The organism is Mesorhizobium sp. IMUNJ 23232 (assembly GCF_044326205.1).
Classification (GTDB): Bacteria; Pseudomonadota; Alphaproteobacteria; order Rhizobiales; family Rhizobiaceae; genus Kumtagia.
The window spans coordinates 23,175-43,166 of record NZ_JBIRCY010000044.1 but is presented as its reverse complement, the minus strand read 5'-3'; the positions used below and the strand labels follow the sequence as shown (position 1 = coordinate 43,166).

The 19,992-nt window shown below is 65.6% G+C and carries 18 protein-coding genes, 1 tRNA gene and 1 pseudogene; 11 read left to right on the top strand and 9 right to left on the bottom strand.

Going from position 1 to position 19,992, the window contains the following annotated elements; all coding sequences use genetic code 11:
* Positions 1 to 159 precede the first annotated feature (159 nt).
* Positions 160 to 2,442 carry an NADP-dependent malic enzyme gene (locus tag ACH196_RS26745; protein ID WP_396647655.1) on the bottom strand — a complete coding sequence of 761 codons (2,283 nt, stop codon included), beginning with the start codon at positions 2,440 to 2,442 and terminating at the stop codon, positions 160 to 162.
* 200 nt (positions 2,443 to 2,642) lie between these two features.
* Here ACH196_RS26745 and mutS point away from each other — a divergent pair, with 200 nt between their 5' ends.
* From mutS to ACH196_RS26720, 5 genes are all read left to right on the top strand, one after another.
* Positions 2,643 to 5,381, top strand: coding sequence for a DNA mismatch repair protein MutS (gene mutS / locus ACH196_RS26740; RefSeq protein ID WP_396647737.1), 2,739 nt, complete (start codon positions 2,643 to 2,645; stop codon positions 5,379 to 5,381).
* A 91-nt stretch (positions 5,382 to 5,472) separates the two neighbouring features.
* Positions 5,473 to 6,924, top strand: coding sequence for a DUF6880 family protein (locus tag ACH196_RS26735; RefSeq protein WP_396647654.1), 1,452 nt, complete (start codon positions 5,473 to 5,475; stop codon positions 6,922 to 6,924).
* A gap of 216 nt (positions 6,925 to 7,140) precedes the next feature.
* Entirely contained in the window at positions 7,141 to 7,503 is a 363-nt protein-coding gene (locus ACH196_RS26730) for an MbcA/ParS/Xre antitoxin family protein (protein WP_396647736.1), read from the top strand.
* On the top strand, positions 7,500 to 8,024 hold the full coding sequence (locus ACH196_RS26725; RefSeq protein WP_396647653.1) for an RES family NAD+ phosphorylase: 525 nt from the start codon (positions 7,500 to 7,502) through the stop codon (positions 8,022 to 8,024). Before ACH196_RS26730 ends, ACH196_RS26725 begins: the two co-directional genes overlap by 4 nt.
* A 107-nt stretch (positions 8,025 to 8,131) precedes the next feature.
* On the top strand, positions 8,132 to 8,824 hold the full coding sequence (locus tag ACH196_RS26720; RefSeq protein ID WP_396647652.1) for a DUF899 family protein: 693 nt from the start codon (positions 8,132 to 8,134) through the stop codon (positions 8,822 to 8,824).
* A gap of 47 nt (positions 8,825 to 8,871) precedes the next feature.
* Here the strand turns inward: ACH196_RS26720 and ACH196_RS26715 are convergent.
* The 3 genes from ACH196_RS26715 to ACH196_RS26705 all read right to left on the bottom strand — a co-directional run bounded on the left by ACH196_RS26715 (position 8,872) and on the right by ACH196_RS26705 (position 10,891).
* Positions 8,872 to 8,948 (bottom strand) — tRNA-Arg (locus ACH196_RS26715).
* A 114-nt stretch (positions 8,949 to 9,062) separates the two neighbouring features.
* Complete coding sequence (locus tag ACH196_RS26710; RefSeq protein ID WP_396647651.1) at positions 9,063 to 10,187, bottom strand: GNAT family N-acetyltransferase; 1,125 nt, start codon at positions 10,185 to 10,187, stop codon at positions 9,063 to 9,065.
* 65 nt (positions 10,188 to 10,252) lie between these two features.
* A complete protein-coding gene (locus ACH196_RS26705; protein WP_396647735.1) occupies positions 10,253 to 10,891 on the bottom strand; it encodes a DUF6875 domain-containing protein in 639 nt (212 codons plus the stop codon).
* A 331-nt stretch (positions 10,892 to 11,222) separates the two neighbouring features.
* On the opposite strand from ACH196_RS26705, the gene dapE reads away from it, so the two are divergent.
* A complete protein-coding gene (gene dapE, locus ACH196_RS26700) occupies positions 11,223 to 12,410 on the top strand; it encodes a succinyl-diaminopimelate desuccinylase (protein WP_396647650.1) in 1,188 nt (395 codons plus the stop codon).
* A gap of 4 nt (positions 12,411 to 12,414) precedes the next feature.
* Complete coding sequence (locus ACH196_RS26695; protein ID WP_396647649.1) at positions 12,415 to 13,023, top strand: transporter; 609 nt, start codon at positions 12,415 to 12,417, stop codon at positions 13,021 to 13,023.
* Here ACH196_RS26695 and truA read toward each other — a convergent pair.
* From truA to ACH196_RS26675, 4 genes and pseudogenes are all read right to left on the bottom strand, one after another.
* Complete coding sequence (gene truA, locus ACH196_RS26690) at positions 12,975 to 13,742, bottom strand: tRNA pseudouridine(38-40) synthase TruA (protein WP_396647648.1); 768 nt, start codon at positions 13,740 to 13,742, stop codon at positions 12,975 to 12,977. The genes ACH196_RS26695 and truA overlap by 49 nt on opposite strands.
* 3 nt (positions 13,743 to 13,745) lie before the next feature.
* Entirely contained in the window at positions 13,746 to 14,246 is a 501-nt protein-coding gene (locus ACH196_RS26685; protein ID WP_396647647.1) for a GNAT family N-acetyltransferase, read from the bottom strand.
* The gene (gene fmt, locus ACH196_RS26680; RefSeq protein ID WP_396647646.1) at positions 14,243 to 15,178 is read right to left on the bottom strand and encodes a methionyl-tRNA formyltransferase; all 936 of its coding nucleotides are present in this window, start codon (positions 15,176 to 15,178) and stop codon (positions 14,243 to 14,245) included. The genes ACH196_RS26685 and fmt overlap by 4 nt, the downstream gene beginning before the upstream one ends.
* Positions 15,179 to 15,255: 77 nt before the next feature.
* Positions 15,256 to 15,342: pseudogene (locus ACH196_RS26675) on the bottom strand (type II toxin-antitoxin system VapC family toxin); the annotation flags it as partial.
* Between the two features lie 146 nt (positions 15,343 to 15,488).
* On the opposite strand from ACH196_RS26675, the gene sugE reads away from it, so the two are divergent.
* Entirely contained in the window at positions 15,489 to 15,803 is a 315-nt protein-coding gene (gene sugE, locus ACH196_RS26670; protein WP_396647645.1) for a quaternary ammonium compound efflux SMR transporter SugE, read from the top strand.
* 161 nt (positions 15,804 to 15,964) lie between these two features.
* Here sugE and ACH196_RS26665 read toward each other — a convergent pair whose 3' ends face one another.
* Positions 15,965 to 16,381: a DUF6481 family protein gene (locus ACH196_RS26665; RefSeq protein ID WP_396647644.1), complete on the bottom strand. Its 417-nt coding sequence runs from the start codon at positions 16,379 to 16,381 to the stop codon at positions 15,965 to 15,967.
* A gap of 232 nt (positions 16,382 to 16,613) precedes the next feature.
* Between ACH196_RS26665 and ACH196_RS26660 the strand changes: the two genes are divergently transcribed.
* From ACH196_RS26660 to ACH196_RS26650, 3 genes are all read left to right on the top strand, one after another.
* Positions 16,614 to 17,672 carry an LLM class flavin-dependent oxidoreductase gene (locus tag ACH196_RS26660; RefSeq protein WP_396647643.1) on the top strand — a complete coding sequence of 353 codons (1,059 nt, stop codon included), beginning with the start codon at positions 16,614 to 16,616 and terminating at the stop codon, positions 17,670 to 17,672.
* An 83-nt stretch (positions 17,673 to 17,755) separates the two neighbouring features.
* A complete protein-coding gene (locus tag ACH196_RS26655) occupies positions 17,756 to 18,910 on the top strand; it encodes an AI-2E family transporter (protein ID WP_396647642.1) in 1,155 nt (384 codons plus the stop codon).
* A 67-nt stretch (positions 18,911 to 18,977) separates the two neighbouring features.
* Complete coding sequence (locus ACH196_RS26650) at positions 18,978 to 19,979, top strand: LLM class flavin-dependent oxidoreductase (protein WP_396647641.1); 1,002 nt, start codon at positions 18,978 to 18,980, stop codon at positions 19,977 to 19,979.
* The last annotated feature ends 13 nt before the right edge of the window (positions 19,980 to 19,992 follow it).

The following is a 19,992-nucleotide window of genomic DNA, read 5'->3' as shown; positions in this document are numbered from 1 at the left end:
TATACCGTCTTAGATGCAACCGTGCACGCATGCTTTCGGATCAAGGTCGTCGCGGATGCGCGACTATACGACGGCTCTGGAGTCCTTATGGTCTAATTTCGGCCTCACTCCTCGGTAGTCGTGCCGAAGAGATCGCAGATAAGCTGGACAGATCACGCCTCAACTCCCCGCCGAATACGCCGCGATCGCAGCCATGTTGACGATGTCCGAATCCTTGGCGTTCAGGCTGACGATCTGCACCGGCTTGTTCAGGCCGACCAGCAGCGGGCCGATGACGGTGGAGCCGCCGAGTTCCTGGAGCATGCGGGTCGAGATCGAGGCGGAGTGGAAGGCCGGCATGATCAGCACGTTGGCGGGGCCTGAGAGGCGGCAGAAGGGGTATTGCTCGCGCATCAGCCGATGGTTCAGCGCCACGTCGGCGGCCATCTCGCCGTCATATTCGAAATCGACGCGGCGCCTGTCGAGGATTTTGACCGCTTCCTGCACGCGCTCGGAGCGCTCGCCCGGCGGGTGGCCGAAGGTGGAGTAGGCGAGCATGGCGACGCGCGGCTCGTAGCCCATGCGGCGGGCAAAACCGGCGGTTTCCTCGGCGATGTCGGCTAGCTCCTCGGCGTTGGGCATGTCGTGCACGGCGGTGTCGGCGACGATCACTGTGCGGCCGCGCGACAGCACGATCGAGGCGCCGATGACGCAATGGCCGGGTTTCGCGTCGATGACGCGCCTGATGTCGTCGAGCACGGTGGAATAGTTGCGCGTCACCCCGGTGACCACGCCGTCGGCGTCGCCCAGCGCCAGCATGCAGGCGGCAAAGTGGTTGCGGTCGTTGTTGATCAGCCGCTGGCAGTCGCGGAACAGAAACCCTTTTCGCTGCATGCGCTCGTAGAGATGGTCGGCATAGACGGTGTTGCGGCGCGACAGGCGGGCATTGATGATCTCGATGCCGGATTTGTTCAAATCGACGCCGGCGTTGCGGGCGTTCTCCTTGATCACCTCGTCGCGGCCGACCAGGATCGCGGTGCCGAGTTTCTGGTTCGCATAGGCGACGGCGGCGCGCATCACCTGCTCCTCCTCGCCCTCGGCGAAGACGATGCGTTTCGGCTGGCGGCGGACGCGGTCGTAGATGCGCTGCAAGGTCGACGCGATCGGGTCGCGGCGGGCGGAAAGTTCTTGGGCGTAGCGGTCGAGGGCGACGATCGGCCGGCGCGCCACGCCGGAATCCATCGCAGCCTTGGCGACCGCCACGGGGATGGCGGAGATCAGCCGTGGGTCGAAGGGCACGGGGATGATATAGTTGGGGCCGAATTTCGGCCGCATGCCCTGGTAGGCGGCGGCGACATCGTCCGGCACGTCCTCGCGGGCGAGGTCGGCGAGCGCTTTGGCGGCGGCGACCTTCATCTCGTCGTTGATGGTGGTGGCGCGCACGTCCAGCGCCCCGCGAAAAATGTAGGGGAAGCCGAGCACGTTGTTAACCTGGTTCGGATAGTCGGAGCGGCCGGTCGCCATGATGGCGTCGGTGCGGATTTCCGCGACCTCCTCCGGCGTGATCTCGGGATCGGGATTGGCCATGGCGAAGATGATCGGGTTTTTTGCCATGGACTGGATCATCGCGGTGGTGAGCGCCCCCTTGGCGGAGAGGCCGAAGATGACGTCGGCGCCGTCCATGGCGTCGGCCAAGGTGCGCGCGTCGGTTTTTGCCGCATGCGCCGACTTCCACTGGTTCATGCCTTCGGTGCGGCCCTGGTAGACCACGCCCTTGGTGTCGCAGAGGATGACGTTTTCCGGGGCGAACCCCATCGACTTGATCAGCTCGACGCAGGCGATGCCGGCGGAGCCGGCGCCGTTGCAGACGAGTTTTGTGGTCTTCATGTCGCGGCCGGTGATCTGCAGCGCGTTGATCAGGCCGGCGGCGGCGATGATCGCGGTGCCGTGCTGGTCGTCGTGGAAGACCGGGATGTCCATCACCTCGCGCAGCTTCTGCTCGATGATGAAGCAGTCGGGCGCCTTGATGTCCTCTAGGTTGATGCCGCCGAAGGAGGGGCCGAGATAGCGCACGGCGTTGATGAAAGTCTCGGCGTCCTCGGTGTCGACCTCGAGGTCGATGGAATCGACGTCGGCGAAACGCTTGAACAGCACCGCCTTGCCTTCCATGACGGGCTTCGAGGCAAGCGCGCCGAGATTGCCGAGGCCCAAAATGGCGGTGCCGTTGGAGATGACGGCGACCATGTTGCCGCGCGACGTGTAGTCGAAGGCGCGGGAGGGATCCTCGGCGATGGCCTTCACGGGGACCGCGACGCCCGGCGAATAGGCGAGGCTGAGGTCGCGCTGAGTGGCCATCGGCTTGGTCGGCACGATCTCCAGCTTGCCCGGCCGGCCCATGGCATGGAAGTCGAGCGCCTCCTGCGCGCTGACGGAGGGTCCGTTGTCGGCTTTCTTCGAGGCCATGTGAAACGTGTTTCCTTCCCGAAGGCCGCGTTGCACGGCCCGATGCTTCTTTTTGTGGAGTGTTTTGGATTAAGGCTACACTCGGCGGTCGTAAAGCGCCAAGCAGGGATGAAAGCGTTTTTGCGCAATGCGAAAGTTCCCTCTCCCTGGTGCGGAGGGGCAGGGGTGGGGGTTCGCCTTCACCGAAGATCGGGACGGTGATGGAGACTGCAACGCCCTATGCCGCTGGCCCCGGCCCTTCCCCGCAAGCGGGAGGGGGCTCGGCGCCTACGCCGATGATGGAGCAGTATATCGAGATCAAGGCGGCGAACCCGGATTCGCTGCTGTTCTACCGCATGGGCGATTTCTACGAGCTGTTCTTCGACGACGCCGAAGTGGCGAGCCGCGCGCTGGGTATCGTGCTGACCAAGCGCGGAAAACACGCCGGCGCCGACATCCCGATGTGCGGCGTGCCGGTCCACGCGGCCGACGACTATCTGCAGAAGCTGATCGGGCTCGGCCACCGCGTCGCCGTCTGCGAGCAGATCGAGGATCCGGCGGAGGCGAAGAAGCGCGGCGGCAAGTCGGTGGTGAAGCGCGACGTGGTGCGGCTGGTGACGCCCGGCACCATCACCGAGGACAGGCTGCTTTCGCCGGCCGAGTCCAGCTTCCTGATGGCGCTGGGGCGGGTCAAGGGCGGCGCGCGAAGCGACGGCGCCGGCGGCAGTTTTGCGCTGGCCTGGCTGGAACTGTCGACCGGCCTGTTCCGGGTGGCCGAGAGCGCGCCGGACCGCCTGCTCGCCGACATTTTTCGGGTCGATCCGCGCGAGCTGATCGTCGCCGATCCCGTGTTCCGCGACCCCGAGCTGAAGCCGGTCTTCGACGTTCTGGGGCGCATGGCGAGCCCGCAGCCGCCGAGCCTGTTCGATTCGGTGAGTGCCGCCGACCGCATCGCGCGGTTCTACCAGGTGGCGACACCCGACGGTTTTGCCAGCTTCAGCCGCGCCGAACTGTCGGCGATCTCCGGCATCATCGCCTTCGTCGAGAAGACGCAGAAGGCGGAACGGCCGCCGCTGGGACATCCCGAGCGCGAGACGGCGGGCTCGACGCTGTTCATCGATGCGGCGACCCGCGCCAATCTGGAGCTTACGCGCACGCTGTCCGGCAGCCGCGACGGCTCGCTGCTTTCGGCGATCGACCGCACGGTGACGGGGGCCGGTGCGCGGCTGCTGGCCGACCGGCTGACCTCGCCGCTGACGGCGCCCGACGCGGTCAATGCGCGGCTGGATTCGGTGGCGTGGCTGATCGGCGAGCCCGATCTGCGCGACGGCTTGCGCGCAGCGCTAAAAGGCCTTGCCGACATGCCGCGCGCGCTGACGAGGCTGGCGCTGAATCGCGGTGGGCCTCGCGATCTCGGCGCGCTGTGCGCCGGGTTGCAGGCTGCCGCGGAGATCGGCGACCTGCTGGCGCCAGCCGAGCCGCCGGCGGAAATTGCCGCGGCACTGGAGGCGATACGCGCGCTGCCGGCCGATTGTGCCACCCGCCTGGCGCGGGCACTGGCCGACGAGATGCCGCTGCTGAAACGCGACGGCGGCTTCGTGCGCGCCGGCTGGGACGCGGAACTCGATGAGATGCGGGCGCTGCGCGACGAATCGCGAAAAGTCATCGCCGGGCTGGAGCGCGGGCTGATCGACGAGACCGGCGTGCGCTCGCTGAAAATCCGGCACAACAATGTGCTGGGTTATTACATAGAGGTGACGGCCAACCATCAGGCGGCGATGACCGGGAGCGACGCGCTGCGCGCCCGCTTCATCCATCGCCAGACCATGGCCAGCGCCATGCGTTTCACCACGACGGAACTCGCCGACCTGGAGACGAAGATCGTCAACGCCGCCGACCGGGCGCTACAGATCGAACTCGCCGTGTTCGACGATCTCGTTGCCGAGGCGGTCGGCCACGCGGAGAAAATCCGCGCCGGCGCTCAGGCGCTTGCGGTGCTCGACGTTTCGGCGGCACTAGCCACGCTGGCGATCGACGAGAACTGGACGCGGCCGGTGGTGGATGACGGCCTAACTTTCGACATAGATGGCGGCCGCCATCCGGTGGTCGAGCAGTCTTTACGCAGGTCGTCCGGCCAGCCCTTTGTCGCCAATGATTGCGATCTTTCGCCGGCTAATGGCGGAAAATTCGGCGCGATCTGGTTGCTCACCGGCCCGAACATGGGCGGCAAGTCCACGTTCCTGCGTCAGAATGCGCTGATTGCCATTCTGGCGCAGACCGGCTCCTTCGTGCCGGCGGGACATGCCCATATCGGCGTCGTCGACCGGCTGTTTTCCCGCGTCGGCGCCTCCGACGATCTGGCGCGCGGTCGTTCGACCTTCATGGTCGAGATGGTCGAGACGGCGGCTATCCTCAACCAGGCCGGCGAACGCTCGCTGGTCATTCTGGACGAGATCGGCCGCGGCACCGCTACCTTCGACGGCCTGTCGATCGCCTGGGCGGCGGTGGAATATCTGCATGAGAAGAACCGCTGCCGGGCGCTGTTCGCCACGCATTTCCACGAGATGACGGCGCTGGCCGACAAGCTGGCACGGCTGCACAATGTCACCATGCGGGTGAAGGAGTGGGAAGGCGAGGTGATTTTCCTGCACGAGGTCGGCAAGGGGGCCGCCGACCGTTCCTACGGCATCCAGGTGGCGCGGCTGGCAGGCCTGCCGCCCGCCGTGGTGGACCGCGCCCGCGACGTGCTGCACCAACTGGAGAGCGGCGAGACGTCCGGCAAGGCCAACCGGCTGGTCGACGATTTGCCGCTGTTTTCGGTGGCAGCAAGGCGGGAGGCTACACCGAAACCGCAACAAACCGATCGGCTGCGCGAGGCGGTGGTCGCGCTCAACCCCGACGACATGACCCCGAAGGAGGCGCTGGAGGCGCTGTATCGGCTGAAGGAAGCGGCCCGGTAAGGTGAATTTGCGAAGAGGGCGACAGGCTGTTTCGTATCCAGTGGTGCCCGGATTCGGGGAAACGCCAAGCCTTGTGGAGAACAGAGACGTCATGGCGCGCACGCCTTCGTTGAATGTCGAAAAACTGTCCGAGCTCGGAACCGAGAGGCTTGCGCGGCTTGTTCTCGACGAGGCGGCGCGCAGCGCGCCCTTCCGCAAGCTGGTCAATGCGGCGCTCGCCGCGACCAAGGGGCCGGATGCCGTCGCTAAGCTGATCGACAAGCGGCTCTCGGCGCTGGAGCGCGCCCGGAGCTTTATCGACTGGGAGAAGGTTAAGCCCTTCCAGCAGGATCTTGCGGCCACCGTTGGCAGCATCGTCGGCGAACTGGCGCCGGCCTCGCCGGCAATGGCGGTCGACAGATTGCTCCGCTTCCTTTCGACGAGCGAGTCCGTGTTCGAGCGGATCGACGATTCGCGCGGGCAGGTGCAGGAACTCTACGCCGGCATGGTCGAGTCGATTGGCGATATCACCGCACGGATCGCGGCGCCTGACAAGGAATACCTGGCCGACAGGATCATGGCAGCACTGGGCGACAACTCATATGGTTATCTGCTGGCGGTTTCTCGTGCCGTCGCCGATCATCTCGACAAGCCTGCCCTGCGGCGCTGGGACGAGCAGCTTGCCGGAAGGCAGCAGAAGCTCGACGCCGCGACGAAGGGTGACCGGGACTGGAAAGGCCAGGCGCTGGCGCGGCAGGTCCGTGACGTCAGACAGGTCATGGCCGAAAAGCTCGGCGACCTCGACGGCCTGATCGCCCTGGAAGCTTCCAAGCCGGAACATGCACAGGACACCATCGCCATTGCCGAAAGGTTGCTGGAGGCGGGCCGGCTGAAGGAAGCGCTGGACTGGATTCGCAGGAAAAGCCGTCCGGTAATCCGCTACATGCGCATGAGCGATCTGGCCGACGGCACCGGGACTCGCGAACCGGGCACAGTCGCCCGCAGTATGGTCGAAGCCCGCATCATCGAGGCGCAAGGAGACAAACCTGCCGCGCAGAAGCTGCGCTGGACCTGCTTCGAGGCCACCCTGGATGCCGGCGCGTTGCGCGAATATGTCGAACGCCTTGGCGACTTCGAGGAATTCGACACGCTGGACCGCGCCTTCGATGTCGCGTCCGGATCGAAGCAGCGTTATCTCGCGCTGGAATTCTTTCTCAAATGGCCGCGTCTCGATCGCGCCGCGCGGCTGGTGATCGAGCACCGCCGGAATTGGGAAGGCAGGCACTACGACTTTCTTGCGCCGGCAGCCGAAATCCTGGAGCACGAGCGTCCGGCCGCCGCGACGGTGCTCTATCGCGCCCTGTTGGATGACATTCTGGCGCGTGCGAAATCCAATGCCTATGGGGCTGGCGCCCGCCATCTCGCCAGGCTCGATGCGCTGGCGCCGGCTGCCGCCGCAGATCTGCGACTGGCCGGTATCGATCCGCATGCCGCCTACCGCGCCTCGCTGCGGAAGACCCATGGGCGCAAGGCCGGTTTCTGGGCGGTGGCGCCGAAGGTATAGAAAACAGCTGGGATTGCCGTTGCTGATCAGGCACCCATCACCCACTGGCCTGGTTGGCAGCTCGTAGGGAGCGGCTTGACGGCATGCCTAGTTTGACGCATAATTAGGCGTACTTTAGTGCCAAATGGTGTGGCAATGGCCGTGCTTCGCAAAAAACATCGTCCCGCCGGGCTTGAGGAAAGTGTCACGCCCTATCTGGCGCCGACGCCCGCCGAGATGGGTTTCGGCCATACTGCGGGCATGTTCGCCGAGGACGGGGCGGTCGAGATCGACCAGGTCGTGGAGCGCTTCGGCATGTCGAAGGGCCAGTTCGCCGAGACGGTCGGACTGGCGCCCGAAACACTGCGCCGCACCAGCCGCCTGACGGCGGCAAAAACCCAGGCGAGGATAACGGAGATGCTGGAAATCATCGCGCGTATCACCGGCTGGGCCGGCGGCGAGAAGCAGGCTATGGCGTGGTATCGCGCTGAGCCGATCCCAGCCTTCGGCGGGCGCACGGCGGAAAGCCTGGTCAAGGACGGCAAGGCCACCGCGGTGCGCGACTATCTCGACCACCTCGCGATGGGCGGTTTTGCTTGAGGTTTGCCGGCGACTGTTATCGCGCTCACAATCCGAAATGGTCATTTGCCCCGCTTTCCGGCGATGGCGCAAAAGTCCACGGCGGCCGCTTCAATCCGAGGGGTATTCCGGCGCTTTATCTCGGGCTGACGATCGAAGGCGCGGTGATCGAGGCGTCGCAGGGTTTCGCGGCGAAGCTCGAGCCGCTGACGATCTGCCTCTACGAGGTCGACTGCGAGAATATCGTCGACCTGACGACCGACGAGGGCCGGAGCGCCGCGGGCGTTTCACTTGATGATATGGCTTGCGCATGGGCATTCGATGCCGCCGAACGGCGAAAGCCCACCTCGTGGAAAGTGTCGCAGGACCTGATCGCCGGAGGCGCGGCCGGCATCGTCGTGCCCTCCTTTGCACGCGGCACGCGGCCCGACATGCGCAATCTCGTGCTGTGGAAATGGGGACGCGACCTGCCCTGGCGTGTCACGGTTCACGATCCTTCCGGGCGTTTGCCGAGGGATATGCTGTCGTGGGAAAAGTCATAACGCCGGTTTGCCAGCACCTCGCAGGCTCGAGAAAATCGTCCGCAACGAATTGTCGGTTTTGCGGTTCCTGACACGTCCTTGATGAATGCAAGCGACGGAGGATTCCGATGTATGAACTGAAACCTGCGAAAGAACTCGCCGAAGCAAGCGGCTACCGCGTGCCCAACGAAAGCGCGGAGTACCGGCAGGCGCGCACCAGGCTGCTGGCCGAGGAGATTGAACTTCGGCGCCATATCGAGCGCGTCGCGGAGATGCGGCGCGCCCTGCCGGCGGGCGGCGAAGTCCTGAAGGATTATGGGTTCGAGGGTGAGGGCGGACCCGTGCATTTCGCCGACCTGTTCGGCAGCCACGACACGCTGGTCGTCTACAACTTCATGTTCGGGCCCGAACGGGAACGTCCATGTCCGATGTGCACGGCCTTCCTCGGCAATCTCGCCGCCAACGCCGCCGACATCAGGCAGCGCGTGGCTCTGGCCGTGGTGGCGCGCGCGCCGATCGACAGGCTCACCGCGTTCAAGCAGGAACGCGGCTGGAAGAATCTGCCGATCTATCGCGACACGACCGAAGAGTTCGGCCGCGACTATCATAGCTGGACCGAGAAGGGCGACATTCCGGGCTATCAGGTCTTCACCAGGCGCGACGGCAGGATAAGGCATTTCTGGAGCGAAGAGCTGGGCGACACCGCCGATCCCGACCAGGATCCGCGCGGCGCCCCGGACATGACCGTGCTGTGGAACGTGCTGGACACCACGCCCGCCGGCCGTGACCCGAAATGGTATCCGAAGGTGGACTACGACTGAGAGGGCAGTCCATGCTGTATCCGTGGCTGCGTCGGTCGCGAGGGGGTTGGCGCGCTCGGCAGGATTTGAACCTGCAACCTACGGATTCGAAGTCCGGTGCTCTATCCGGTTGAGCTACGAGCGCGGCGCCCACTTTGGGCATTGCGGGTTCATCTAGCGCGATGGGAGCGCACAAGCCAAGCCCGATCGCCATTGATACCAGGACAAGGCATGGTTTATGCGAGCTGGCGGCATGCGACTAGCGGGCCGTACCGGCAAACTGCCGCACCAGCCCGGCGGGCAGTTTCTTCACGAGCGCTTTCGCCCAGGGCCGCGCATGTTTCAGCACGGCCTCGTGATAGATCCGGCCGCACAACGTGAAGGCGAAGGCCTGGTCCTGGATTCCGGTCTGGCCGTCGGCATGGCGCAGCTTGTAGGGATCGGCGGGCGCCATCATGTCGAAGATGCTGGCGCCGCGCTGCCTCGCGGCGGCGAAGACATGATGGATCAAGAGCCCGCCGACGCCTTCGTGCTCGCAATCCGGGTCGCTGGCGATCACATGGCCGAAACTCTTGCCCTTGCAGTCGAAGGACAGGTCGATGCCGATCGGCCGTCCGGCGCGCTTGAGAGTCGAGATGCGCAGCGACGAGGCCGGATCGACGGCGCAGTCGGCGAAGAAGGTGGAAAACCGCGGATCGGACAGCGTCGGCGACAGGACCGCATGGCGCTTCAACTGATCCAGCTTGAAGGCAATCGCCTGGCGTGCCATCGCCGCCGCCTCTTGCCCCGGCATCGCGGCGCCGAAGGCGAGTTCCCCGTGCTCGGCAAGACGCTTAAGCCGGCGGCGATAGGCCGAGCGGTCGCGCGGCGAATAGGCGCTGCCGGGCCCGTCGGCGCAGACCCTGACGGCGAGGTCGGCGAACGGCGCCCGCTGGCTTTCGACGATCGCCGGCTGATGTCTGCCTGACAGGCGGAAGAAGGTGGAATCCTCGCGCACCTTCTGCGCGAAGAACAGATCGGCCCCGGAACCCCCGACGGCTGTCCATCCGGCGCCAGCCAGCCCATCGGCGTCGCTTTCGGGATCGAGCAGAATGTCGCCGAACTGCGCCACCGGGCTGCCCATGAATTGCAGGATGGTGAGCCCGGCCCGCCGCCGCTTGACCAGCGGCCACACCATGATCAGCCGGCCGTCCTGCCTGCCGGCGATGATGTGGAGCGTCATCGAGCGGTCGAGGTAATGCCGCACCCAATGGCTGAGGAAGGAATGGCTCTGGAACAGTTGCTGCGGCAGCGCCGCGCGATCGAAGAGGGCATCCCATTCGGGACGCAGCGCCTCGAAGGCTTCGCGTGTCGCTACGATCTCGATGCCATGCGCAAAGCTCATGGCGCGCCCGGTTGGGCGCGCATCGCCACTCGCTGCTGCTCCAGCCGCCAGTATGCCAAGCGTATTCACCCGCCGCCGCGCATAAAAGCGATGAGACGCTTCGGCCCGGCGATCGGGAAGCGCAGCAGATACGGGACGAGCAGCAGCTTGTGCCTTGCGGCGAAAGGCGCGTCCTGTTCGACCAGGTGGCGGATGGCGAGCACCGGCAGCGGCGCGCGCAACGGCCGGAATGTTGGGTTCCACAGGCCTGGCGCATCGTTCGTCGCATGCATGAAGCCGATCATGCGGAAGCGGGCGAGCGAATAGAATTTGTGCCGGCGCTGCACGCGTTGCAGCATGTCGATGCCTTCCGGCGATCCGCAATTGGGAAAGCCGACGATCACGGTGCGGAAATGGCGCATGGATGGCTTGCAGGGAATGGCTTCGAGATCGGCGAACCCCTTGCGGATGATGGTGAAGGCCTCTTCCTCGCCGTCAGGGCCTGCTTCGCAGATGGCCAGGCGCACGAGGTCGAGTTTCGCGGCCTGCTTGGTGAAGGGGCAGACGGCGCCGGTGCGTCCAAGATCGGCATGGCCGCGCATCAGGTAGGATTCGACCCAGCCGCGCAACATCGCCAGCGCGCCGTCGCCGGGCTCGCGGAGGCGCGCTTCGTCCATGGTCAACAAAGGCGTGCCGACAGATGGTCTTTCAACCTTGTCCAGCATGGCGTCCACTCTTTCTCCGAAGGTGCACCGAACGCTAGCGCTTGTCGCTTGCCGAATGATTGAACTGCCGGATGCCGGCCGCGCCTTGCGTATTTATGGTTTCCGGTTGGTTTAACGGCAAGAGCCGAGGCCGTGATCAACGCCATACGGCAAGTAACACCGGCGCGCCGCCTGTTTTCGTGCGGGCAGAACGGCGAGGGGATGGAGCCTCGGCAGGTCCAGTGCCGGCCATCGATCGGGCCTCGCCGTAAAATGTCCTTGCTTTTCGTTGACTTGCGCATAGCGAAGCCGCACTGACTTTGCCGCCCGACAATACGATGATTTGTTCCGCATGACACTGCCGACCGACCCCGCCGAAAACCTTGCGACGCTGATCCGCTGCCCGTCCGTGACGCCGGCCGAGGGTGGAGCACTGTCGGCGCTGGCCGAAATGCTCGCGCCGTTGGGTTTTTCGACCGACCGGCCGACCTTCTCGGAAGACGGTACGCCGGATGTCGAGAACCTCTATGCAAGGCGGTCGGGCAACGGGCCGCATCTGATGTTCGCGGGCCATACCGACGTGGTGCCGGTCGGCGATGAAGCGGCCTGGACGCTGCCGCCCTTCGGCGCGGAAGTGCGCGGTGGCGAGATGTATGGACGCGGCGCGGTCGACATGAAGGGCGGCATCGCCTGTTTCGTCGCGGCCGTGGCGCGCGAGATTGCCGAAGGCCGCGCACCGCGCGGTTCGGTTTCGCTGCTGATCACCGGCGACGAAGAAGGGCCGTCGATCAACGGCACGACAAAACTGCTCGACTGGGCGGCGGGGCGTGGCGAGACCTGGGACGCGGCGATCGTCGGCGAGCCGACCAATCCGGATGCGCTGGGCGACATGATCAAGATAGGCCGGCGCGGCTCGATTTCCGGCGTCATTACCGTCAACGGCAGGCAGGGGCACGTCGCCTATCCACATCTGGCCGACAATCCGGTGCGCGGGCTGATGTCGCTGGTCGACGCCCTGCTGGTTCCGGTCTTCGACAAGGGCACGAAGGATTTCCAGCCGACCAATCTGGAGATCACCACCATCGATGTCGGCAACCCGGCGTCCAACGTCATTCCGGCAAAGGCGACGGCGGTCTTCAACATACGCTTCAACGATACGTGGACCGCTGAAACGGTGCAGGCCGAGATCCACAACCGCCTTGACAATGCCGCCGGGCGGAAAAAGTACCGGGCCGGCCGCAAGGAGCGTATCGATTTCGAGCTTGTCTGGCGCGACCGGCCGAGCCACGTCTTCCTCACACGCGACGACAAGCTCGTGGGCACGCTGTCGGCGTCGATTGGCGCGGTGACCGGCCGGACGCCGGCGCTGTCGACCTCCGGCGGCACCTCGGATGCACGCTTTATCAAGGATTTCTGCCCGGTGGTGGAGTTCGGCCTGGTCGGCAAGACCATGCACATGGTCGACGAGCGTGTGGCGTTGGCCGACCTGGAGACGTTGACGCGGATCTACCAGCGCTTCCTGCAAGACTGGTTCGGATGAAAAAATGCTTCCGGCCGAGGAAATTCAACGCAGCCTGACCGGAGCCTGGCGCCTGCTGCTGGGCAAGGCGGACGGGCTGCGCCTGCTCGATCTCAGCGTTGACGGGTTCTGGAATTCCTTTTTCTCCATCGTGGTCGCCCTGCCGGCGATGGCCCTTGGCTGGGTCTCCGTCGCCGATCAACTGGCAGGCGACATCGGCACGATCTCGCGTTTCGGCGTGGTCGTCAGGCTGGCGGTGGTCGATCTGGGAACCTGGCTCTTGCCGCTCATTGCATTTGCATTGGCCGCCAGGCCGGCCGGTCTCGGCGATCGTTTTGTCGCCTATGTCGTCGCCTCCAATTGGGGCTCGGTCGTGCTCGTCTGGCTCATGCTGCCGGTCGCGATCCTCAAGCTCATTGCGCCTTCAGCGAATGATGCGGCGATATTATTCTCCTTGTTGCTCTACACGGCCTCGCTGGTGCTCGGCTGGCGGCTGACCAATGCTGCCGTCGGCAAGGGGGCGGCAATCGGCACCGCCGTCTTCGCCGCCATGTTCGTCGCTTCGCTGGTCGTGCTTTTCACGCTTCAGGGAATGTTGGGGCTTTCGGTCCCGTATTCCACGCCAACCAGATAAAGCCCGTCCGGCGGCGCCACCTGGCCGCAAGCGGCGCGGTCGCGGGCGGCGAGCGCGGCGGCGAGGTCGTGGGCGCTCCAGCCGCCTTCGCCGACGCGCTTCAGCGAACCGACCATCGAACGGACCTGGTTGTGTAGGAACGAGCGCGCCTCTGCCCGCACCTCTATGATGTCGCCGTCGCGGCTGACCTCGAGCCGGTCCAGCGTTCGCACGGGGCTGTCCGCCTGGCATTGCGCGGAGCGGAAGGTGGTGAAGTCGTGCCGTCCGACCAGCCTTTGCGCGGCATCGTGCATTGCGCGCTCGTCGAGCGGTTTCGGCACCCACCAGGCACGGCCTTTTTCAAGCGCAGCCGGGGCGCGGCGATTGAGGATACGGTAGAGATAGCGCCGGCCGGTCGCGGAAAAGCGGGCGTCGAAGTCGAGTTCCACGACAGAGGCCGCGAGAATGACCACCGCGTCGCCGGCCATATGCAGATGCGCGTTGATCGCGTCACGCACCGTATCGGCCGGCCAGTCCCTGGTCAGGTCGGCATGGGCGACCTGGGCCGTGGCATGCACGCCGGCGTCGGTGCGCCCGGCGGCACGGAGGCTGACAGTGTCGCCGCAGAATTTCCGGATCGCCTGCTCGATCGCCGCCTGCACGGAGCGCGGCCCGTCCTGCCGCTGCCAGCCGGCATAAGGCGTCCCGTCATATTCGATGTCGAGCCGGTAGCGCGGCATGGCTCAGAGATCCGCGAAGGCCGCGGCATAGACCAGCCGGCCGGTCGTCGGCGCCTCTCCCCAAGCCAGCGCCTGCAGCGCATAGCATTGGTAGTCGCTGGAAAATCCCTCCGCCGGGCCACGCCGGTAGCCGAACCGACTGTAGTAGGCTGGGTCGCCGAGCACGACGGAAAGCTTTTCGCCGCCGGCCTGGAGTCGGCGGAGGGCCTCCTCGACCAGCGCCACGCCGATGCCGGTGCGCTGCGCGTCGGGATCGACGCCGAGCGGCGCCAGCGCCACAGCCGCGAAGGACGCGCCATCGCCTTCGACCATCAATCGCGAGAACAGGACATGACCGACAACGTCGCCATCCTTTTCCGCAACCAGTTCCAGGACAATATCGCCGTCCGCGGCGAGTCGGTCGACGAGATCGGCTTCGAGCGGCTGGCGGAAGGCGCGCTCGACGAGGACCTGGATGGCGCTTCGGTCGGCGGCTTGCGCCGTCCTGATGGCCACGCCGCTCATGACATTTTGTCTCCGGCCGTCAGTTTTGCCCCACGCAGGAATTCCTGCGCTTCGACGGCACGCCCGCCAGCGCGCTGGACTTCGACGAGACGCACCGCCTGGCTGCCGCAAGCGATGGTCAGCTGGTCGTCGAGGAGCGTTCCCGGCGCGCCCTCGCCATCGGAAACTTTCGAGCGCAGCAGCTTCAGCCGTTCCGTCTTTGCGCCGGCCGCGAATTCGCACCATGCGCCGGGGAAGGGCGACAGCCCGCGTATGCGGTTGTGCACGTCTTCCGCCGGCAGCGACCAGTCGATGCGCGTCTCGGCCTTGTCGATCTTTTTCGCATAGGTGACACCCGTCTCCGACTGCGGCGTCAGCACCAGCCAGCCGCGCTCCAGTTCGGCCATCGCCTCGACCATCATCACGGCGCCGCGTTCGCTCAGCCGGTCATGCAACTCGCCGGTGGTCATGTCGGGGCCGATCGGTATGCGCGTCGAGGCGGCCACCGGGCCGGTATCCAGCCCTTCCTCCATCTTCATCACCATCACGCCGGTCGCTTCGTCGCCGGCCATGATGGCGCGGTGGATCGGCGCGGCGCCCCGCCAGCGCGGCAGCAGCGAAGCATGACCGTTGAAGCAGCCCAGCCTCGGCGCCTCCAGGATGGCGCGCGGCAACAGCAAACCATAAGCGACGACCACGGCGACGTCGGCGCGGAGCGACGCAAAGGCCTCCTGTTCGGCCAGCGTCTTCAGCGAGGCCGGGCAGCGGACCGCGATACCCAGGCGTTCCGCCTCGCGCTGCACCGCCGATGGCTTCAGCTCCAGCCCGCGCCGGCCGGCCGGCCGCGGCGGCTGGGTGTAGACGGCCAGGATTTCATGGCCGGCCTCGGCCAGCGCCTTCAGCGTCGGCACCGAAAAATCCGGCGTACCCATGAAGATGATGCGCAGAGTCATGCGGTTCCCGCGTTGCCGGCTGCCTCGGAAGACCGATCGCCAGATGCTTCCTGCGCCCCGGTCGCGGCAACGATCCGTCAGGCCAGTGCTTCAAACGGGTTTACGAGCTTGAGGTCAAGCCCGTCGAAGTCGCGGATGGCGCGGGTGGCGAGCGTCGCGCCATGGCACCTGCCTTGCCGCTCGTGCCGATCAGCCATGCGTTGCCAGCATTGTTCGCCGTATCGCCAGGTCCTATATGGGTCGGGCGCAGGGACGGCCCTGCATTTCCAGAAGAATTCGGTCGGGACGGCCCGCCATAAGGAGTTTTCCCATGGCATGGATTCTGCTGTTCTTCGCCGGCCTGTTCGAGATCGGCTGGGCCATCGGCCTCAAATATACCGACGGATTTACACGCCTCACGCCGTCGTTGCTGACGGTGGCGAGCATGATCGTCAGCCTCGGACTGCTCGGCCTTGCGCTGAAGACGCTGCCGGTCGGCACCGCCTATGCGGTGTGGACAGGCATCGGCACGGTCGGCACCGCGATGCTCGGCATCTGGCTGCTGGGTGAGCCCGCGACCGCCATGCGGCTTGCCTGCATAGGCTTGATTGTCGCCGGCATCGTCGGGCTGAAGCTGGTAGCCTAGTTTTCGGCAGCGGGCAGGGTTGGAAAGTCCGCTATGCACGGCCGAAATCGTGACGAGGCCACCTGCCACATAACGTTGTCGGCGCCTATCACCGGATAAGCCAAAAGAACCGGGGCGCGATTGCGCCCCGGCCCTTGAAATTTCCGGGAGCCTCGAAAGGCTTAGCTGGTGCGGCCGCCGCGCTTCCGCTGCTTGCGCGCTGCGTAGCGTGCGTCACGCTTTGCCTTGCGCTCCGCCTCTTCGGCGAGTTCAAGCGCGACGCGCTCGATTTCCTGCTGTTCGCGGATCTTGGCTTCTGCGGCGAGCCGCTCTTCCTCGATCCTGCGCTGCTCTGCCTCCGCGGCCTCGCGGCGAGCCCGTTCGGCAGCCTCGAGCGCCTCGCGCTCCTTGCGCAATTTTTCCTTCTCGATCGCCCGCTTCTCGCGGGCGTCAAGGATAGCCTGCCGCTCCGCCTTGCGCGCAAGCACCTGCGGATCGTTTTCCGCCGGCCGCGCTTTGAACCGTTCGAGCAATGCTCTTTTCGCCTCGTTCGCCGCGCCGCGGCGTTCGAAGATGTCTTTTTCCCTGTAGAGTGCCAAGTGTCGCCTTCGATATGATCAGTCGATACGCGCCGCTTACATACGCACGATTGTGGCGAGATCAAGCGCCAATCGCGTATGCCACCCATGAAAATACGCACTGTTGCAGCCATGAAACGGCCCGCCCTGCCGTCGCGGTAGCGAGAAGGACTGTTCAGCAAGTCGCGACTGGTGGCTGGGCCGGTCGATGACTAAGTGAGGGCGAATCCTTTCTCAGCCGGAAGACGCTCCCATGGAACTCGGCCTCTACACCTTCGCCGACCTCGATCCCAATTCGGCGACGCGGAAAATCTCGCCGCACCAGCGCATGCGCAATCTGATCGAGGAGATCGAGCTTGCCGACCAGGTCGGGCTCGACGTATTCGGGCTGGGCGAGCATCACCGGCCCGACTACATCGCCTCCGCGCCGGCCGTCGCGCTGGCCGCCGCCGCCGAACGCACCAAACGCATAAGGCTGACAAGCGCCGTCAGCGTGCTGTCGTCCGACGATCCGGTTCGCGTCTTCCTGCAGTTCTCCACGCTCGACCTGATTTCCGGCGGACGCGCCGAGATCATGGCTGGCCGCGGCTCCTTCATCGAATCCTTCCCGCTGTTCGGCTATGACCTCGGCGACTACGACGAGCTGTTCACCGAAAAGCTCGACCTGCTGCTGAAGCTGCGTGACAGCGAGCAGGTCACCTGGTCGGGCCGGCTGCGCGGGCCGATCAATGACCGCGGCGTCTACCCGCGCCCATACCAGGAGAAGCTGCCGATCTGGATTGCGGTCGGCGGGACGCCCAATTCGGTCGCCCGCGCCGGCGTGCTCGGCCTGCCGCTGGCGCTGGCCATCATCGGCGGCGAGCCTGCCCGCTTCGCGCCGCTGTTCAGCCTCTACCGCCGCGCCGCGACGCAGGCCGGACACGATCCTAAGACACTGGCCACCAGCATCAACGTCCATGGCTTCGTCGGCGAAACGACGCAACAGGCCGCCGACGATTTCTACGGCCCGCAAGCCGAGGTGATGAACCGCATCGGCCGCGAGCGCGGTTGGGGGCCGACCAATCGTGCGCAATTCGACGCCTCGCGCGGGCCGGACGGCGCGCTGTTCGTCGGCGATCCGGAGGCCGTCGCGGAGAAGATCGTCGCCATGCACAGGATCTTCGGCAACGACCGGTTCCTTCTGCAGATGGCGATCGGATTGATGCCGCACGACAAGCTCATGAAGGCCATCGAACTGTACGGCACAAAAGTCGCCCCGCTCGTGCGCCGCGAGACAGCCGCAACCCCGGCGCTGGCAGGCGCCGCCGGCTAAGCACCGGGAACCTGAAACGCTCCTGCCGCGTTTTGCGGGGCACAGCGCGCATCTCGTTTGCGCGCGTGCCTTTGGGGGCTCGGATGTCAGAACAGATCTCTTCCGGCAACGATGTGCCGGACATGGCGCGTGCGGCCTCGGATGCACGGCTGATGCGCTCGCTTTTGATCGGCATCTTCCTGTTCGCGCTGGTCTATGCGCTGTATTTCGCCCGCGATTTCTTCATGCCGGTCACCCTCGCCTTCATGCTGGCGCTGATGCTGACGCCGATCGTCCGCCTGCTGCGCCGCCACGGTGTGCCGGAATTCGTCTCCGCCACCATGCTGGTGTTCCTGACGGTCGCTGCCGTGGCGGCAATCGGCTATTTCATGAGCGGCCCGGTGATTGCGCTCGCCAATGACTGGCCGGCGATCGGCCGAAAACTCAGCGAAAGGCTGACCGAGCTCAGGCACCCATTCGAGCGGCTGCTGGAAATCCTGAACCAGGTCGACCGCGCGGCGGAGACGACGCAGGAGCCCGGCCTGCAAAAGGTAGTGGTGGCGCAGCCCGGCATCGTCTCGCAGGCGGCCGGCAATCTCTTGTCGGGCACCACGACGATCGCCATCACCTTCGTGCTGTCGCTGTTCCTGTTGGCCTCCGGCACGCTGTTCTACGAGAAGATCGTTCAGTCCTTCACGCGCATGAGCGAGAAGAAGCGGGCGCTGCGCGTCGTCTACGACGTCGAGCGCGAGATTTCCCGTTACCTGCTCACCGTCACGCTGATCAATGCCGGGCTCGGGCTGGCGGTCGGGCTCGGCCTGTGGGCGATCGGCATGCCGACGCCGCTGGTCTGGGGTGTGGCGGCGATGCTGCTCAATTTCCTTCCCTATATCGGCGCGGCCACCACCATCCTGCTGGTCGCGGCGATCTCGATCATCACCTTCGACAGCCTGTCTTATGCGCTGCTCGCGCCGGCCTTCGTCGTGCTGTGCAATGTCATTGAAGGGCAGGTGGTCACGCCGCTTGTGGTCGGCCGCAGGCTGGAGATCAACGCGGTGGCGATCTTCATCGCAGTGGCGTTCTGGTCCTGGCTTTGGGGTTTCGTCGGCGCGCTGATCGCGGTTCCGATCCTCGTGGTGATCAAGGTCTTCTGCGACCATTTCGACAGCCTGCGCCATGTCGGCAATTTTCTGGCCGCGCAGCAGACGATCGAGGCGGCGGAGGACGAAGCGGCGGCGCCGGTCGTGGCCGACAGGTAAAGCGGGACAGCCTTTGCGCGAGCTCGCGCGCATGCCTATATCCGGAGCCCAAGACCGGATTCCCGTCATGACCAAGCTTTCCGTCCTCGACCTGTCGCCCGTGCCGGAAGGTAGTGGCGTTTCGCAATCGCTCGCCAACACGCTGGACCTTGCCCGCCACGCCGAGGCGCTGGGCTACGAGCGCTATTGGCTGGCCGAGCATCACAACATGCCGGGCATCGCCAGCGCGGCCACGGCGGTGGTCATCGGCCATGTCGCGGCGGGGACGAAAACGATCCGCGTCGGCGCCGGCGGCATCATGCTGCCAAACCATTCGCCGCTGGTCATCGCCGAGCAGTTCGGCACGTTGTCGGCGCTGTTTCCGGGCCGCATCGATCTGGGCCTCGGCCGAGCCCCTGGGACCGACATGGCGACGGCCCGCGCGCTGCGTCGCAATCTGGAAGCCGGAGTCGATGGCTTTCCAAACGACGTGGTCGAACTGATGAGCTATTTCCGGCCGGCGCAGCCGACGCAGCATGTGCGTGCCGTGCCGGGAGAAGGCGAGGACGTGAAGGTGTGGATCCTGGGCTCCAGCACCTACGGCGCGCAGCTCGCCGCCATCCTCGGCCTGCCCTACGCCTTCGCCTCGCATTTCGCGCCGGCCGAGATGGAGAGCGCGATCAACATATACCGGACGCAGTTCCAGCCGTCGGAACATCTGGCAAGCCCGCGCCTCATGCTTGGCCTCAACGTCGTCGCCGCCGAGACGGATGCCGAGGCAAAACTTCTGTTCTCCTCACTGCAGCAGGCTTTCGTGAACCTGCGCTCCGGCAGGCCGGGCAAGCTGCCGCCGCCGGTCGAGGGTTACTTCGAGACGCTCGATGCGATGGCGAAGACCATGCTCACTCAGGCGCTGTCCTGCGCCATTGTCGGCGGGCCGGAGACCGTGCGCCGGGGCCTCGAGGCCTTCATCCGCCGCACCGGCGCGGACGAGCTGATGGTGACGGCGCAGATATTCGACCACGCTGCGCGAAAACGCTCGTTCGAGATTCTTGCCGGCGTGCACGGGGAGATGGCGAAAGCGGCTTGAGGTCGTGACGCCG

Bases quoted from the DNA above. Each gene is read 5' to 3' on its own strand.
- ACH196_RS26745 (WP_396647655.1), bottom strand. From the start codon at position 2,442: ATGGCCTCGAAGAAAGCCGACAACGGACCCTCCGTCAGCGCGCAGGAG.
- mutS (WP_396647737.1), top strand. From the start codon at position 2,643: ATGGAGACTGCAACGCCCTATGCCGCTGGCCCCGGCCCTTCCCCGCAA.
- ACH196_RS26735 (WP_396647654.1), top strand. From the start codon at position 5,473: ATGGCGCGCACGCCTTCGTTGAATGTCGAAAAACTGTCCGAGCTCGGA.
- ACH196_RS26730 (WP_396647736.1), top strand. From the start codon at position 7,141: ATGGGTTTCGGCCATACTGCGGGCATGTTCGCCGAGGACGGGGCGGTC.
- ACH196_RS26720 (WP_396647652.1), top strand. From the start codon at position 8,132: ATGTATGAACTGAAACCTGCGAAAGAACTCGCCGAAGCAAGCGGCTAC.
- ACH196_RS26710 (WP_396647651.1), bottom strand. From the start codon at position 10,187: ATGAGCTTTGCGCATGGCATCGAGATCGTAGCGACACGCGAAGCCTTC.
- ACH196_RS26705 (WP_396647735.1), bottom strand. From the start codon at position 10,891: ATGCTGGACAAGGTTGAAAGACCATCTGTCGGCACGCCTTTGTTGACC.
- dapE (WP_396647650.1), top strand. From the start codon at position 11,223: ATGACACTGCCGACCGACCCCGCCGAAAACCTTGCGACGCTGATCCGC.
- ACH196_RS26695 (WP_396647649.1), top strand. From the start codon at position 12,415: ATGCTTCCGGCCGAGGAAATTCAACGCAGCCTGACCGGAGCCTGGCGC.
- truA (WP_396647648.1), bottom strand. From the start codon at position 13,742: ATGCCGCGCTACCGGCTCGACATCGAATATGACGGGACGCCTTATGCC.
- ACH196_RS26685 (WP_396647647.1), bottom strand. From the start codon at position 14,246: ATGAGCGGCGTGGCCATCAGGACGGCGCAAGCCGCCGACCGAAGCGCC.
- fmt (WP_396647646.1), bottom strand. From the start codon at position 15,178: ATGACTCTGCGCATCATCTTCATGGGTACGCCGGATTTTTCGGTGCCG.
- sugE (WP_396647645.1), top strand. From the start codon at position 15,489: ATGGCATGGATTCTGCTGTTCTTCGCCGGCCTGTTCGAGATCGGCTGG.
- ACH196_RS26660 (WP_396647643.1), top strand. From the start codon at position 16,614: ATGGAACTCGGCCTCTACACCTTCGCCGACCTCGATCCCAATTCGGCG.
- ACH196_RS26655 (WP_396647642.1), top strand. From the start codon at position 17,756: ATGTCAGAACAGATCTCTTCCGGCAACGATGTGCCGGACATGGCGCGT.
- ACH196_RS26650 (WP_396647641.1), top strand. From the start codon at position 18,978: ATGACCAAGCTTTCCGTCCTCGACCTGTCGCCCGTGCCGGAAGGTAGT.